This is a genomic window from Spongisporangium articulatum, from assembly GCF_044465595.1.
GTDB classification, from domain to species: Bacteria; Actinomycetota; Actinomycetes; order Actinomycetales; family Kineosporiaceae; genus Spongisporangium; species Spongisporangium articulatum.
Genome location: NZ_JBITLV010000004.1, coordinates 110,258 through 125,274, shown reverse-complemented (window position 1 = coordinate 125,274; position 15,017 = coordinate 110,258). Strand labels below are relative to the sequence as shown.

Here is a 15,017-nt window from a genome sequence, read left to right as displayed (position 1 = left end):
GGTTCAGGCGGTCTCGGGCGCCGGGATCGCCTCGATCGCCGCCACCGTCCCCGACCGCAGCCGGACGCCCGGCAGCACGCCGGTCCAGAACCGCAGCACCGGCGCCGCGTAGACGCTCGGCAGGTCGGCGGGCAGCTCACCCTCCACGGCCCGGGCCAGCCGGGCGACGACGTTCTCGCCGACGCCGTCCAGCACCGGTTTGAGGATCGCCTCCACGGGCAGGTCGAGGACGCCGGGCACGTCGCCGCTCGGGCGGCTCACGGCCCCGGGGACGACGTTCGCCCCGGTCCGCGCGGGCGTCACCATCGCGCGGGTCGTCGCGGCGACCAGGGCCTCGGCCAGCCGCAGGTCGTCGGCCCGCAACAGGTCGGTCAGGTAGGGCAGGGCCGCGTGCAGGCCGATCGTGACCGCCTCCTGCCAGGCGGGACCGACCGGTCCGATGGGGGCCGCGGCGCCCAGGGCGACCTGCACCGCGGCCACCACCACGCGCGGTTCGACCAGCGCCCGGTCCTGCGGGGACAGGCCGGGCCAGGCGCCGTCGGCCCAGGCCAGGACCTCGGCGGCCAGGTGGTGCAGCCCACCGTCCGCGCGCAGCCAGCCCTCACCGGAGACGGCCAGCAGGTGCAGCAGCGCGACGTCACCCCGGGTCAGGCCGACCGGGCGCTGCTCGAGCTCCTCGACCGGTTCGAGCAGGGCCGAGGCCAGCAGACCGGCGGCGGGGTCGTCGGCCCAACCGGACAGGTGCCGCATCGCGGGGACGGCCAGCTCGGCGACGAACCGCGGCGTGCCGAGCCGGGCGATCTGGAGCAGCGTCTCGGCCCGCCAGCCGCTCGAACCGTCCTCGCGCAGGACCCGCAGGACCTCGGTGACCAGCCGTTCCGGGTCGGCCCCCGAGTACGCCTCGGCGAGCGTGACGACCAGGTGCCGGACCGCCGCCGCCCGCAACCTGGGGTCGCCGGCCAGCCGCCCGGAACCGACGGCCACGACCAGCTCGGCCAGCACCGGATCCGCCTGCAGGGCGGCCGGCTCGGCCACCACCTGGGCCACGTCGACCGCGGGCCACAAGGCGGCGAGGACGGGCGCCGGCAGCCGGTCGCCCACGCTGCGGCCCGGGCGCCGCCAGCCCCCGCCCAACGCGCCGAGGTGCGCCAGCGGCGGGTGCACCCAGGTGGCCAGCGCATCGCCGTCCAGCGCGCCGGCGAGCTCGGCGACCCACTCGCCACGGTGCCCGGTCAACGGGTCACCGGCCAGCGCCTCCGCGGCCACCACCGCGAGGCTGTCGACCCGCGCGGCCCGCAGGTCGAGACCCGGTACCTGCCGGGACAACCGGTGCGCGAGGTCGACCGCCCGCAGGGCCGCCAGGCCGGAGGCGATCCCGCCCGCCCCGGCCCGGGCGGGCGCCTCGACGAGCCGCCGGACGGTCGCGGCCAGCAGTTCCTGGACCTCCGGGCGCCCGGCGGCACCGGCGGCCGCGCGCAGCGGCGCCAGGACGTCGTCCACCCCGGTCAGTACCGTCCCCCCGGTGGCGCCCAGCGCCTCGGCGAGCGAGCGGGCCGGGTCGATCTCGTCGACCTCGTCGGGCAGCGGCGGCTCGTCGTCCATCCGCTCCAGGCAGCGCTCGAGGACCGGATAGTCCTCGGCGACCGCCCGCTGCGCCACCCCCGACCACTGCGCCACCGGCACTAGCTGGCCCAGATGCGTTCGGCGGTAAGGCTTCCCGTCGACCGTGACCCGGACCGCCTGGACGCGCGGGTCGACCACGACGAGCGGGAGGTCGTCGGCGGGGCCCGCGGGGGCGGTCGGGACGTCGTCCGGCGGCACGACGCACAGCACCGGCAGCCGCCACCCGGGCACCTTGGTGACCTCGTCCGTGAAGCTGCCGTCCGGGCGGCCGGCGGCGCGGACCACGTCGGCGTACCGCTCCCCGGTCGAGAACGAGATCGCGGCCGCGGCCACGGGCGGCGCCAGGAAGGTGACCGCGCCGATCCACAGCGGCGCCTCCTCGGCCGGTGCGGCCAGGACGACCGCCGGCCCGCCCCGCAGGGCGGCCTCCACCGCGTCGATCAGCAGGCCGAGCGTCGACCCGCGGAAGGTGACCGGGTCGCCGAGGAAGTCGACGACGCTCGACCGGTCGACCACCCCGCCGGTGACCGGGACCTCGTCCAGCCCGGCCACCCCACCGGTGTTGCGGTACCGGACCACCGCCACGCTGGAGGGGCCCAGCCAGCGCGACGACTCCCACAGTTCGATCGGGCGCACGAAACCCTCGCCCAGCGCACGGGCCCGCGCGGCGCCGTCCACCAGCACGTGGTTGCCGGACAACCGGCCCTCACCGGCCGGGACGTCGTGGTACCAGACCCCACCGTCGGGCTGGAGGTGGTAGCGCAGGCGGGCCTGGCGGTGCGGATGCGCGGAGGGTGCGCCGACGTCCAAGGCGCACCTCCTATCCTCGGGCGCGTGCCGACGAGTGAGTCCCAGTCCGTGTCCGACATCTTCGATCCCGCCGCCTGGGCGGCCGTCGACGATTTCGACTTTACCGACATCACCTACCACCGGTGCGTGCTCTCCGGTCCGGCCGGCGGGACGGTGCGGATCGCGTTCGACCGGCCGGAGGTGCGCAACGCCTTCCGGCCGCACACCGTCGACGAGCTGTACCGGGCCCTCGACCACGCCCGACGCACCCCCGACGTGGGCACCGTGCTGCTCACCGGGAACGGGCCGTCACCCAAGGACGGCGGGTGGGCGTTCTGCTCCGGCGGGGACCAGCGGATCCGGGGCCGGTCGGGGTACCAGTACGCCACCGGCGAGTCCGCCGAGACGGTCGACTCGGCCCGGGTGGCCGCGGAGGGCGGGCGCCTGCATATCCTCGAGGTGCAGCGGCTGATCCGGACCATGCCGAAGGTCGTGATCGCCGTCGTGAACGGCTGGGCCGCAGGTGGAGGGCACTCCCTGCACGTCGTCTGCGACCTCACGATCGCCTCCGCCGAGCACGCGCGGTTCAAGCAGACCGACGCCGACGTGGGCTCGTTCGACGCCGGGTACGGGTCGGCGTACCTGGCCCGGCAGGTGGGGCAGAAGTTCGCCCGGGAGATCTTCTTCCTCGGCCGTTCCTATTCGGCGGAGGAGATGCAGCGGATGGGCGCGGTGAACATCGTGGCCCCGCACGAGTCGCTGGAGGCCGAGGCGTTGCAGGTCGCGGCCGAGATCAACGCCAAGTCGCCGACCGCCCAGCGGATGCTGAAGTTCGCCTTCAACCTGGTGGACGACGGGCTGATGGGCCAGCAGGTCTTCGCCGGCGAAGCCACCCGTTTGGCCTACATGACCGACGAGGCCGTCGAGGGCCGGGACGCCTTCCTGGAGAAGCGCGCGCCCGACTGGTCGCCGTTCCCGTACTACTACTGAGCCCGGCGCGTCCCGTTCGGATTTTGAGATTGTTCAGTTATTCTGAACGCCTCACAAAGCCGAACATGAGGGGCCATGAGCGATCTCCTCGCCATCTTGAAGACGCGCCTGGAAGAGTTCGGACTTCGGGTGGAGACGACGGGACGCCCTCCGGACGGGTACGGCGATGTCCCACTGATCCTGTCCCGTGGCTCCTCACGTCGAGAGTTCGTCCTGGAACTCTCCAAGTACGGCACACTCTCCCATGTTCGCCACAACAGGAGCCCCGAGGAGAAAGCTCCCACTCCGCTGATCGGCGCCTCATCGGTGTCGTCCCGTTCCGCAGACGCCTTCCGACGAGCCGGTATCCAGTACGTGGACGCCGGGGGTAACGCCTCCATCCGTTTCGGTGACGTGCTCATCGATGTCCGCGGTCGCCGCTCAGAACGCGACGCGGCGGACGGGCGAATGGACAAGGGTGGCAACCTCTTCAGCACTGCGCGGGCCCAGGTCGCCTTCGCGCTCCTGCAATGGCCTCGATCCTGGAAGAAGCCGCAGCGCGAGGTCGCGGACATCGCCGGGGTGTCACTGGGCCAGGCCAACGACGCGATGAAGATGTTCCGTGACAACGGCTTCGGACCCGGAGGGCATCGGACGGATGACGAGTTCCTCGATCTGTGGGCCGCATCCTTCCCCAACGGGCTCGGCCGGAAACTGCTCCTGGCCACGTTCCACGGTTCGATCCAAGGCTTCCGAACGCTCGACTCCGAAGCTGTGGTCTCAGGCGAGTTCGCCGCCGAGGACCTCATCCGCCCGACGACGCTGACGATCTACGTCACCGACGTGGACCCGATGTTGCCGGTGATGAATCGCTGGCGCTCGCGCGAACCCTCCGACTCCAACGTCACCGTGCGGCGGAAGTTCTGGAAGACGCCGCTGGACGAGTCACCCGAGCCCGCTCACCCGTCGGTCGGCCTGCCCACGGCCCCCTCGGTACTGGTCTTCGCCGACCTGCTGTCCAGCAACGATCCACGCGTGCGAAACGTGGCCGCGGAGTGGAGGGATCGCAGTGCTCACCGCGACCCGGGGCGCTGAGGGTCTTCTCGACCCGGTCGCGCAGATCGTCCGCGAGATACGCGATCAGGCGCCCGAGATCACCCCTGATCGGGTCATGCTCGTCGGCGCCTGGTGCCGCGACACGCTGCACGCCTGTCTCGGGCACGAGTTCAGCACCAGCGCGACGCGCGACATCGACCTCGCGGTGGCGCTGTCCGGGTGGGATTCCTACAACCTGTTGGCCAGGTCCTTCCCCCGCACCGGAGACAGCGGTGTCCGCTTCAGCATCGCCGGGCTACCGGTCGACCTGATCCCGTTCGGCGAGCCGGAGGACCCACGAGGCACGGTCGTCCCCCCGACCCGTGGTGAGGCAATCAGCGTCTGGGCCTTCTCGGAGATCTTCGAGGACTCGCGACCGCTGGCAGTGGACCCCACGTTGGACATTCGCTGCCCGACGGTCCCGGGCTACACGGCGGCCAAGCTGGCCGCCTGGCTGGACCGCTCGGCGTGGGGCGAGGTGAAGGACGCGAACGACTTGGCCCTCGCCGCGTACTGGTACGCAGAGTCGAAGCAGGTGGAGGACGAGCTGTACGACTCACCCCGGGGCCAAGAGATTCTCGTCGCCGAAGAAGCGGACGTCGAGCGGGCTGCGGCACGGCTGCTGGGTTCCGACGTCTCGACGGTGCTGGGGCCCGAAAGGGTCGCCGAGTTGATGCACCGCTGGCCCGGCGACCTGGAGATGCTCGTCCACAACTTCACGGCGACCTTCATGCCGCCGTGGCTTTCTCGGTCGGAACGCCGTCGGGAGATCGTGGATGCATTGACCCGCGGACTCGCGCCCCCGGACTGAAACCCGCCTCCTCGGCGGGTGAGGCCGGGCACGTCGATCGCGCGCCCGGCCCGCGTTCGCCTACGTGTAGGTGAACGGCGTGGTCGTGGTGCCGTTCAGCGCCCGTACTGTGACCGTCACCTTTCCGGCCGCGTGCGGTGGCGTCTCGACCACGACGATCCCGTTGCCGACCGCGAGGTACGGCGCGGCGACGTCGCCGAAGTAGACCTCGCGGATCTGGTCGAGACCGATGCCGGTGAGGGTCGCGAACTCACCGCCCGCCGTCTTCCCGGTGGCCGGCGGGAGGAAGCTGACGACGGGCTTGATCGGGTCGGGCTTGGCCGACACCAGGGGCACGATGACGACGGCCGGGACGCGCTTGGCGCAGCTGATGCTCAGCGAGCCGACCTGCGTCCCCCCGGCCCCCAGGAAGGAGACCGTGCCGGCCGAGACGCCGACCTCCAGCCGCATGAGCCCGGGGGCGCCCGCGGTGAACGGCCCGGCGGTGATGTAGTCGCTGCCGGGGATCCGCATCCCGAGCGTCGTCCCCGCCGTCAGCGGCTGGGCCGGGAGCGTCCAGCCGGAGCCCGCCACGTTCAGGGACGCCGGGCTGGCGCCCGAGGAGTCGATGTCGAACCGGGAGATCGACGTCCGCACGCTCGTGGCGGTCGGGAACCGGGCGCGCAGCGCGTCGACCACGGGCCCCGGGACCTCGAGGTAGGCGGAGGCCCGCTTCAGGTAGAACTTCTCGCCCTGCCCGTACACGGTGCCCGCGTCGCCGGTGAAGGTCAGTGTGAGGGTGCGCTCGCCGATCGGGGCCGGGAACTGGCAGACCAGCGGCACCTTCCCGCTGCCCTGCTGGTGGTCGAGGTCCACGGCGGGGTACGTGTACAGGCCGCCGTGGCTGGGCGCGCCGTTCGTGGCGTCGCCGGCCGTGCCGATGTTGATGCCGGCGAGGACGACGTCGGGTACGGGCGCGGCGCAGCTCACGTCGAGCGGGATCGGCAGGGTGGCACCGTTCTTCGCCTTCAGCTTGATGCTCGCCTTGGCGCCGCCCATCTTCAGCGCGGCCATGCCGCTCGGCCCGGCCGTGAACGGGCCGACGGTGAGCGGGCCGGCGATCGGGATGACCGTCTTCTGCCCGGCCGTCACCGGGATGTTCTTCAGCACCAGCCCGTTCGGCAGCGCGTTGACGCTGGCCGGGCTGGCGTTCACGGCATTGATCGTGAAGCTGCTGACCGTGGCGTCGATGTACGCGGCGCCGAGACCCGCCAGCAGCGAGGCGAGGTTCGAAGGCACCTCGATGTTCGCCTTGCCGTCCGTGAACCAGTACTTCTGACCGGGCGCGAGCAGCGTGGTGAAGGTGCCCTGCAGATCGAGGCCCAGGGTCTGCTTGCCCAGGATCGGGAAGGCGCATGTGTAGGGCAGCCGCAGCCGGCCCATCTGGCTGTTGACGGGGATGAGGGCCGCGGCCTGCGGCGCCTCCGTGACGGGCGCCGGAGCGGCCTGGGCGGCGATACCGCTCAGCGCCACCACCGCGGCCGCGGCGACAAGTGCGCGTGCGAGGCGCGGAACCATGCTGACCTCCATGTCAGGGTGACCGTGCAGCCATTTCTCGACATTACTGTCGAGAAATAGAATCCGGACAGTAGGCGGCCCCGGTGGGGGCCGTCAACCACGGGTACGATCCGGGCCTCACGACGAGCGGCGAGGAGGGGACGGATGGCGACGGACGACGTCCCGGCGGCTCCTGCGCCCGGCCGTCGGGGACGGCGTCCGAACAGTCCCGAGGACGAGCAGAGGGTCCGCGACTCGATCGTCGAGGCCCTGACCGACGCTTTCGCGGAGGTCGGGTACCACGGGCTCACGGTCGCCCTCGTGCTCGAGCGCGCGCAGGTCTCGCGCGGCACCTTCTACAAGTATTTCCGCGACCTGGACGAACCGATGGCCCTGATGCTCGAGCGCGTGACCCGCTCGATCGTCGACCTGGTCACGCCGGCCCTGGTCGGCCCGGGCGGCTTCACCCGCCGGACGGAGGAGGCCGTCGACGGATACCTGGAGTGGGGGCGGCGACACCGCGCGGTTCTGCCCTCGCTCTTCGCCGACCTGCACGACCCCAGCTCACCGGTGGCCACGAACCGCGACCTGTGGCTGGGGCGGCTCGTCGACCTGCTGGGCCTGCAGTTCGAGCAGGCCGGCGGGCGACGACCTGACCCGCAGGTGCTGTACGTGCTGCTGAACACCCTCGAGTTCAGCTGCTACCACCACCATCTGACCCACGCCGAGGACGACACCGAGGCCCTCGCCGCCACCCGGGCGACGATGCTGCGGGTCGCCGTCGCCCTGCTCCTGCCCACCGACCGGTGGCTGCCCGCCGTCGAGCGAATGAGCTTGTCCGAGAACTGATTCGACCTGAGGGAGGTACCTGTGCGGATCGGTGTGGTCGCGGACGTCCACGGCAACCTGCCGGCCCTGGAGGCGGTGGCCGCGGCGCTGGCGGACGACGGGGTGGACCTGGTCGTGAACTGCGGCGACATCGTGTCCGGGCCGGTCGACCCGGCGGGCGTGGCCGACTTCCTGACCGCGCCCGGGCGCGCGTGGGTGTCGCTGGCCGGTAACCACGAGCGGCAGGTGCTGACCCGGATCCCCAGCCGGGTCGACGACTTCACCTACGACCACCTCGGCGCGGCCCGACTCGAGTGGCTGGCGACGCTGGCCCCGACGCTCGAGCCCGCGCCCGGCGTCCTGGCCTGCCACGGCTCCCCGACAGACGACCTCCAGTACCTGCTCGAGACCGTCGACCCGGCGATCCAGCCCGGCGCGCTCCGGCGGGCGACTCCTGACGAAGTCGCCGAGCGGTTGGTACCGGCCCGGACGGCCGGGCTCCTCGACGGGGTGACCCTGCTGCTGGTCGGGCACACCCACCTGGCCCGCGAGCTGCGGCTCGGCGGCCTGTACATCGTGAACCCCGGCAGCGTCGGCTGGCCCGCCTACGACGACGACGTCCCGAGTTTTCATGTGGTGGAGGCCGGTTCGCCGCACGCCCGGTACGCGATCGTCACCGGCTCACCCGACGAGGGCTGGTCGGCCGAGTACCGCCAGGTCGTCTACGACTGGGACGCCGCGGCCGACGCGGCCGCCCAGAACGGCTTCCCCGACATCGGCGCGGCCATGCGCACCGGCTTCCTGCCGCAGTAGCCCGAGCCGAGTGGAACGTTCTGCCCCTTTTCGACCCCGGTTCGGGTCGTTTACGGGGCACTTCGTTCCACTCGCGGCGCGCGCCTGTCCCCCGGACGGGGGATTCAGGGCGGCGCCCCAGGCCCCGATCGAGGTCAGGTAGGCCGGTGACCCGAACGGGTTCCGGACAGCGCGCCGGTGCCCACGGACGAGGCCCGGCGCACGATCTCGAGGGGCTCACACCCGTGCGACGCACGCGCATCCGTCCGACCCTGGTCCTGCTCACCGCGCTCACCGTGGGGATGTGCGCAGCCGCCGCCGGCGGCTCCTCCCTCTCGACCACCGCCGCACCCGACCGGACGGCGACCGCCGGGCTCCCGTCGTCCCCCCGCCTGTCCGGCGCTCAGGTGAGCACGCAGTCCATCGCCGACCGGGACGCCTCGGCGGCCCGGCTGCTGGTGGCCGGCCGCAACCGGTCCGGCCTGTCCTGGCCGTCGGGTGCGTACGTGCCGGGCGGATCGCCGCACACGTACGCCCGGTTCGGCGCCTGGCGCGGGCACAAGCTCGACGTCGCGGTGATGTGGACGGCGCGCTCGAACTGGTCGGAGATCACGAACCCCGACTGGATCTACCGCACGTGGTCGGACATGCCCGTGGTCAAGGTGATCGGTGTGCCGCCGATCCCGGAGAACGGCTCGGCGACGATGTCGCAGTGCGCGGCCGGGGCCTACGACGAGCAGTGGAAGACGTTCGCGCGCACCGTGAAGGCCGCGGGCATGGAGTACGAGACGATCGTCCGGCTGGGCTGGGAGTTCAACGGCGACTGGTACCGCTGGTCGGCCCACTCGCCGAGCCTGTTCGTGAGGTGCTGGCGGCAGGTGGTGTCGGCGGCCGAGTCGGTGGCGCCCGGGCTGCGCTGGGACTGGTCGGTGAATCGCGGTGCCGGACAATCGGTCTCGGACGCGCGCAAGGCGTGGCCCGGGTCGAGGTACGTGGACGTCGTGGGGGTCGACTCCTACGACGTGTGGCCCGGTGCGACCAGCGCGAGCGCCTGGAACCAGCAGCTGAACGGCGCCTACGGGCTGAACTTCTGGCTGCGGTTCGCCAAGGCGCACGGCAAGAAGCTGAGCGTGCCGGAGTGGGGGGTGTACCCGGGGACGTCGCACGCGGGTCACAACGGCGGCGACAACCCTTACTACATCGCCAAGATGACGCGCTTCTTCCGGGCCAACGCGAAGTACATCGCCTACGAGGCGTACTTCAACGAGTCGGCGTCCTATTACGCCGGTTCGCTGTGGGGTCCGGTCCAGAACCCGCGGGCCGCCCGCGCCTACCGGGCGGGCCTCTGACCCTGCGTCGATCATGCACGAACGCAGAAACGGTGCGGATGAGCTCGCCGCTCGCCCGCACCGTTTCTGCGTTTGTGCATGATCAACGAGGCGGTCAGGCCGCGCGCTCGGCGATCAGGCGGCCGTGCTTCTCGGCGGTCGAGTGACCGTTGGCCAGGTTCTCCTCGGCCTGCGGGATCAGGTCGGCCATCGCCGGGGTGACCTTGGCCAGGGTGAGCTCGACCTCGTTGACGTGCAGGTCGAGGCCCCACTGGTCGGCGAAGATCCGCCGGTAGTAGGGGGTCGCGTGGTCCCAGCCCTCCTTGGGGGCGCCCGGCCCGTAGCCGCCACCGCGGGAGACCACCAGGACGGCGGGGCGCCCGGCGAGCGGCTGCTGGCCCGGGCCGGTGCGCGGGTCGCGCAGCACCAGGTCGATCCAGGCCTTCATGTGCTGGGAGACGCCCCAGTTGTAGAGCGGCGCGGCGAAGATGTACGCCTCGGCCTCCAGCAGCTCGTCGGCCAGGGTGGCGGCCAGGTCGATGGCCTCCTGCTGCTGCGGCGTGCGGGTGCCCTCGGGGGCGTAGGAGCCGGCGATGTTCAGCTGCCAGGCGTCCGCGGGGATGGGGGTCGCGGCCAGGTCACGGGTCACGACGGTCACGCCCGGGCGGGTGACCTCCCAGGCCCGCTGCGCGGTGTCGGCCACCGCCCGGCTGGTCGAGTTGTCGCCCTGGATGCTGCTGTCGAGTCGGAACAGGGTCATCGGGTCCTCACATCGGTACGCGGTTCAGAAGGTCACGACGTCGTCGTCTCGACAGATGATCTGCGCTCAAGACTATCTTGTCAACAGACCATAGAGATCGCCGAACGTCTGACCTATCCTGTGGAGGTGGCGGACGTGGAACCCTGCACCGGGGTGGAGCTGACGACCGGCGCAGAGGCCCAGGCCCGCCTCGCGCCGGACACTCCCAGCTGCGCCCGTGACCTGGGTTTCGCCCTCGGCACGCTGCTGCGGGAGTACCACCGGCAGTCGGCCGCCGCGTTCGAGGAGCTGCCGGGTGGGCCCCGGGGGTTCCTGGTCCTGCTGCGCGCCGGGGAGGGCGGCGGGCGCAACCAGGCGAGCCTGGCCGCCGACCTGGGCCTGGACCGGACCGTGATGACCTATCTGCTCGACGAGCTCGCGGGGGCCGGCCTGATCGAGCGTCGCCCCGACCCGGCCGACCGCCGGGCCCGGCTGATCGCGCTGACGACGGCGGGCGAGCAGACCGTCACGACGATCGGCACGCAGCTGCGCGCGGTCGAAGACGACCTGCTGGCGCCGCTGGGAGACGATGCCGGCGCCCTGCGCACCCTGCTGCACCGGGCGTCGTCGGCCGTGGTGGCTCCCCCACTGCCCGCCTAGAGCCGGGCGCCGATCGTCGACGAGAGAACTACGCGCGCCATAGCCACGCGAAAATCACTCGTCGACGGTTGGCGTGCGCTCAGAACGGGACGACGTCGCGGTGCAGCACCCGGTGCCGCAGCGCGGAGCGGAACAGGTCCGGCGCCCCGGCCCGGGCCCGCAGCCGGCGGTCGAGCAACGCACCGGTCTCCTCGACCAGCTCCAGCCAGCGCAGCTCGCGCAGCACCGCGAAGAACAGCGCCGAGGTGTCCGACTCCGACGGTGTGCGCCGCCCGGCCACCCGCCAGCCGGACTCGGTGATCACCTGCTGCACGAGGACCCGCACGTCCTCCTCGCCGACCACATCGCCGGTGGCGAGCACGGCCAGAACGACCTCCCAGGCCACCGCGAGCGCCGAGTGTTCCGGACCGACCAGTCCGGCGGCCACGGCCTGCCACAGCGTGCGCCCGTCGGCCAGCGCCGCCCGGCCACCCGGCGTCAGCGTCAGCCGGGCCCCGCGGCGCCGGGCCAGGCCGAGCCGCTGCGCCGTCTCCCGCAGCACGAGCACGGGGTAGGCGTCGACCTCACGGTTGGCGGGGCCGATCAGTTCGTCCCGCCAGCCCAGCTCGTCCAGCGCCCGGGACACCGTGCGCGGGGGCAGGTAGCCGGCGGCGGTCAGGGCGAGGCCGTCACCGATCTCGGTGAGCAACCAGTCCAGGGGCCGCAGCAGCGCGCGGGCCGGGGCGGCCATCCCCGGGTCGACGGGTTCGCGCAGGGCCAGCTCCAGGGGGGCCAGCAGCCCTCCGCGGGTGGTCGAGCGGGGCCCGCGGACCCAGTGGTCCAGCCGCTCGTCGAGGATGCCGTCGTAGAACGACTCGCCGGACGTCTCCAGCCGGGGCGCCATCAGCACGTCGACGGCGATCTCGGCCTGCTGGTCGCGCCAGCCCCGGCCGCCGGGGACCAGGTCGCCCACGGCGACGGCCAGCTCCAGCCGGTCGGCCACGGCCTCGAGGGCCTGGGCCTCGACCTGCCCGGACACCGACCCCCAGGTCAGCAGCTCGGTGTCGGGCGGTTCGATGCCCGAGCGCTGCATGGCCCGCCGGACCGCGGTGCGGCCCCGGTCGGGGGTGGACTCGCCGCTGGCCAGGATCTGCCGGGTGGTCTCGCTGCGGGCGATCGAGGAGTACCGCTGCATGCCCAGGCCGTCGAGCAGGGCGGCGAGGGCGGAGGCGACCCGCCACCGGGCGGGGGCGTCGGTGGAGGAGGATCTGCTCAGCTCATCCCACAGGAACTGCTGCAGGCGCCACTGCGTGAGCGACTCGGGGCCCTGGCCCCCGGTCAGCGACTCCCACGCCGCGCGCGCATCCTCGGCCACCTCGGGTTCGACACGGCCGATGGCGGCCAGTGCCTGCTCCACGGACTGCACGATGGAAAGCCTGCCACCTCACCCCGGGTCACGAAAACCGCCGCGCTGGCCACAACATGGCTACGACCAGCGAATTTTGTGTTTCGACGTCCCCCCGAACCGGGATGAACCGGTCATCAGACACGCAGGCACCCTCGTGGATCATGATCACCGTGAACGTGCCACTATCTCGGCTCGGACCCGACTATTCGGCACACGGGCGGTGATCATGACGGCACGGAGGGCTCTCGTGACCGTACCCGTGAACACCAGGAGCGACGTCCTGGCCGCCGTCGACCACCTGCGGGCGGCACTCTCCGGCGCCGGGCCCGCCGTCCGCCCGGCCCTCGCCCCGGCCCCGCCCCTCGCGCTCGGCCCGGCCGACGACGACCCGCGCGACCCGACGACCGTGGCCGTCTCGTCCTCGGGGTCCACCGGCGAACCCAAGACGGTGCTGCTGCCCGCCTCCGCCCTGCTGGCCTCCGCCGCGGCCACGCACGACCGGCTGGGCGGCCCGGGGCACTGGCTGCTGCCACTGCCCGCCCAGCACGTCGCCGGCGTCCAGGTGCTGATCCGTTCGCTGGTCGCGCGCAGCACGCCGGTCGTCCTCGACCCGCAGGCCTCGTTCACCGCCGAGGCCTTCGCGGCCGGCACCGCGCAGCTGCCCGCCGGGCGCCGCTACACGTCGCTCGTGCCCACCCAGCTCGGGCGCCTGCTGGACGACACGGGAGGCCGCGCCGCGCTGCGCACCTTCGACGCCGTCCTGCTCGGCGGCGCCGCGGCGCCCGCCCCGCTGCTGGAGCGCGCCGCCGCGGCGGGGGTCCACGTGGTCACCACCTACGGCATGAGCGAGACCAGCGGCGGGTGCGTCTACGACGGGCGGGCACTCGACGGCGTCCGGGTGCGCCTGGACGACGACGGCCGGGTCCGGCTGTCCGGCCCCACCCTCGCGCGGGGGTACCTGGGCGCCCCGGCGGCCACGGCCGCCGCGTTCGTCGACTCCCTGACCGGACGGGAGTTCGTCACCTCCGACCAGGGTCGGTGGCTGGACGACGGGCGCCTGGCCGTCGTGGGCCGGCTCGACGACGTGCTCATCACCGGGGGCGTGAACGTGGCGCCCGCCGCCGTGGAGGCGGTCGCGCACCGGGTGCCCGGCGTGGCCGAGGTGGTGGTGGTCGGCGTGCCCGACGCCACGTGGGGGCAGCGCGTGGTGGCGGCCGTGGTCGTGGAAGGCTCGATCGAACCGGACGGGCTCCTGGCGGACCTGCGCCGGGCCGTGACCGCGGAGCTGGGCGCCCCGGCCGCCCCCCGCGAGCTCGTGCTGCTGAACGGCCTGCCGGTGCGCGGGCCGGGGAAACCCGACCGGGCCGCGGTGCTGCGGATCGTGACCGAACGACTGGAGAAGAGCTGATGGCGACTGCGGCGCAATGGGTTTCGGGTGCACGCCCGAGGACGCTGCCGGTCTCTGTGGCGCCGGTGCTGATCGGCACGGGCGCGGCGATCCTGACGGTGGTGCGCTTCGGCGACACGCCCCGGGTCCACGCCGAGTACCTGCCCGGCTCGACCATCGGCCGGGCCGACACGATCTTCTGGGGCTGGGCGCAGGCCGGACAGGCGGTGCTGGCGCTGCTCGTCGCGCTCGCGCTGCAGGTGGCGGTCAACTACGCCAACGACTACTCCGACGGCATCCGCGGCACCGACGACGACCGGGTCGGCCCGTTCCGGCTGACCGGGTCCGGCGCCGCGGAACCGGCCCAGGTGAAGGCGGCCGCGTTCGCGGCGTTCGGGGTCGCGGCGGTCGCCGGGCTGGCGCTGATCGCCTGGTCGGGGCACTGGTGGCTGCTGGCCGTCGGCGTGCTGTGCATCCTCGGGGCCTGGTACTACACGGGCGGCCGGCGGCCCTACGGCTACTCGGGTCTCGGCGAGGTGTCGGTGTTCGTGTTCTTCGGCCTGGTCGCCACGCTGGGCACGACGTACACGCAGATCGGCGCGATCACGGCGGTGGCCGTCCTGGGAGCGATCGGCACGGGGGCGCTGGCCTGCGCGGTGATGGTCGCCAACAACCTGCGGGACGAGCCGAAGGACGCGCTGGTCGGCAAGAACACGCTCGCGGTGCGGCTCGGCGCGGCCCGCACGCGCACGTTCTTCGCCGTGCTGATCGGGACGCCGTTCGTGCTCACCCTGGCGATCGCGCCGAGCGCCGGGTGGGCACTGATCGCGCTCGCCGCGCTGCCGCTGGCGCGCGGTCCGCTACAGGCCGTGCTCGGGGGGCGGGAGGGGGCGGGGCTGCTGCCCGCCCTGGCCGGCACCGGGCGGCTCGACCTGGTGTGGTCGGCGTTGCTGGCGATCGGGCTGGTGCTGTCCGGACCGGTCTTCTGACGCCTCCCGGCGCCCGGCGTGACGCGCGTGACGGGTGAGTCGCACCGAAGAACTGTTACCTCGCCGTAAGCGTGTCGCGACGCT

The 15,017-nt window shown here is 72.9% G+C and carries 13 protein-coding genes; 9 read left to right on the top strand and 4 right to left on the bottom strand.

All coding sequences use genetic code 11. The features are described from left to right. Window positions 1-3: 3 nt before the first annotated feature. Window positions 4-2,433 (bottom strand): hypothetical protein, encoded by a 2,430-nt coding sequence (locus ACIB24_RS13090; protein ID WP_398280776.1) that lies wholly within the window; start codon window positions 2,431-2,433, stop codon window positions 4-6. A 24-nt stretch (window positions 2,434-2,457) separates the two neighbouring features. Between ACIB24_RS13090 and ACIB24_RS13085 the strand changes: the two genes are divergently transcribed. From ACIB24_RS13085 to ACIB24_RS13075, 3 genes are all read left to right on the top strand, one after another. After that, complete coding sequence (locus ACIB24_RS13085; RefSeq protein WP_398280773.1) at window positions 2,458-3,402, top strand: 1,4-dihydroxy-2-naphthoyl-CoA synthase; 945 nt, start codon at window positions 2,458-2,460, stop codon at window positions 3,400-3,402. Window positions 3,403-3,477: 75 nt separating this feature from the next. Then, window positions 3,478-4,476 carry a type IV toxin-antitoxin system AbiEi family antitoxin gene (locus tag ACIB24_RS13080; RefSeq protein ID WP_398280770.1) on the top strand — a complete coding sequence of 333 codons (999 nt, stop codon included), beginning with the start codon at window positions 3,478-3,480 and terminating at the stop codon, window positions 4,474-4,476. Next, the gene (locus ACIB24_RS13075) at window positions 4,451-5,287 is read left to right on the top strand and encodes a hypothetical protein (RefSeq protein ID WP_398280767.1); all 837 of its coding nucleotides are present in this window, start codon (window positions 4,451-4,453) and stop codon (window positions 5,285-5,287) included. The genes ACIB24_RS13080 and ACIB24_RS13075 overlap by 26 nt, the downstream gene beginning before the upstream one ends. 60 nt (window positions 5,288-5,347) lie before the next feature. Here ACIB24_RS13075 and ACIB24_RS13070 read toward each other — a convergent pair whose 3' ends face one another. Next, window positions 5,348-6,844 carry a DUF6801 domain-containing protein gene (locus tag ACIB24_RS13070; protein WP_398280764.1) on the bottom strand — a complete coding sequence of 499 codons (1,497 nt, stop codon included), beginning with the start codon at window positions 6,842-6,844 and terminating at the stop codon, window positions 5,348-5,350. 144 nt (window positions 6,845-6,988) lie between these two features. Between ACIB24_RS13070 and ACIB24_RS13065 the strand changes: the two genes are divergently transcribed. From ACIB24_RS13065 to ACIB24_RS13055, 3 genes are all read left to right on the top strand, one after another. After that, window positions 6,989-7,672 carry a TetR/AcrR family transcriptional regulator gene (locus ACIB24_RS13065; protein WP_398280761.1) on the top strand — a complete coding sequence of 228 codons (684 nt, stop codon included), beginning with the start codon at window positions 6,989-6,991 and terminating at the stop codon, window positions 7,670-7,672. Window positions 7,673-7,693: 21 nt separating this feature from the next. Beyond that, on the top strand, window positions 7,694-8,464 hold the full coding sequence (locus ACIB24_RS13060) for a metallophosphoesterase family protein (protein ID WP_398280758.1): 771 nt from the start codon (window positions 7,694-7,696) through the stop codon (window positions 8,462-8,464). Between the two features lie 224 nt (window positions 8,465-8,688). Continuing rightward, window positions 8,689-9,792: a glycoside hydrolase family 26 protein gene (locus ACIB24_RS13055; RefSeq protein WP_398280755.1), complete on the top strand. Its 1,104-nt coding sequence runs from the start codon at window positions 8,689-8,691 to the stop codon at window positions 9,790-9,792. A 94-nt stretch (window positions 9,793-9,886) separates the two neighbouring features. Here the strand turns inward: ACIB24_RS13055 and ACIB24_RS13050 are convergent, their stop codons facing one another. Then, window positions 9,887-10,531, bottom strand: a complete 645-nt coding sequence (locus ACIB24_RS13050; RefSeq protein ID WP_398280753.1) for an FMN-dependent NADH-azoreductase — start codon at window positions 10,529-10,531, stop codon at window positions 9,887-9,889. A gap of 126 nt (window positions 10,532-10,657) precedes the next feature. On the opposite strand from ACIB24_RS13050, the gene ACIB24_RS13045 reads away from it, so the two are divergent. Beyond that, window positions 10,658-11,170 (top strand): MarR family winged helix-turn-helix transcriptional regulator, encoded by a 513-nt coding sequence (locus ACIB24_RS13045; protein ID WP_398280750.1) that lies wholly within the window; start codon window positions 10,658-10,660, stop codon window positions 11,168-11,170. A gap of 79 nt (window positions 11,171-11,249) precedes the next feature. Here ACIB24_RS13045 and ACIB24_RS13040 read toward each other — a convergent pair whose 3' ends face one another. Beyond that, window positions 11,250-12,566, bottom strand: coding sequence for a hypothetical protein (locus ACIB24_RS13040; protein ID WP_398280747.1), 1,317 nt, complete (start codon window positions 12,564-12,566; stop codon window positions 11,250-11,252). 238 nt (window positions 12,567-12,804) lie between these two features. Here ACIB24_RS13040 and menE point away from each other — a divergent pair, with 238 nt between their 5' ends. Continuing rightward, the gene (menE, locus tag ACIB24_RS13035; protein WP_398280744.1) at window positions 12,805-13,965 is read left to right on the top strand and encodes an o-succinylbenzoate--CoA ligase; all 1,161 of its coding nucleotides are present in this window, start codon (window positions 12,805-12,807) and stop codon (window positions 13,963-13,965) included. 56 nt (window positions 13,966-14,021) lie between these two features. Beyond that, window positions 14,022-14,933 carry a 1,4-dihydroxy-2-naphthoate polyprenyltransferase gene (locus ACIB24_RS13030; protein WP_398280742.1) on the top strand — a complete coding sequence of 304 codons (912 nt, stop codon included), beginning with the start codon at window positions 14,022-14,024 and terminating at the stop codon, window positions 14,931-14,933. Window positions 14,934-15,017 lie beyond the last annotated feature (84 nt).

Coding starts and splice junctions, on each gene's coding strand:
- ACIB24_RS13080 (WP_398280770.1), top strand. CDS start 3,478: ATGAGCGATCTCCTCGCCATCTTGAAGACGCGCCTGGAAGAGTTCGGA.
- ACIB24_RS13070 (WP_398280764.1), bottom strand. CDS start 6,844: ATGGTTCCGCGCCTCGCACGCGCACTTGTCGCCGCGGCCGCGGTGGTG.
- ACIB24_RS13065 (WP_398280761.1), top strand. CDS start 6,989: ATGGCGACGGACGACGTCCCGGCGGCTCCTGCGCCCGGCCGTCGGGGA.
- ACIB24_RS13050 (WP_398280753.1), bottom strand. CDS start 10,531: ATGACCCTGTTCCGACTCGACAGCAGCATCCAGGGCGACAACTCGACC.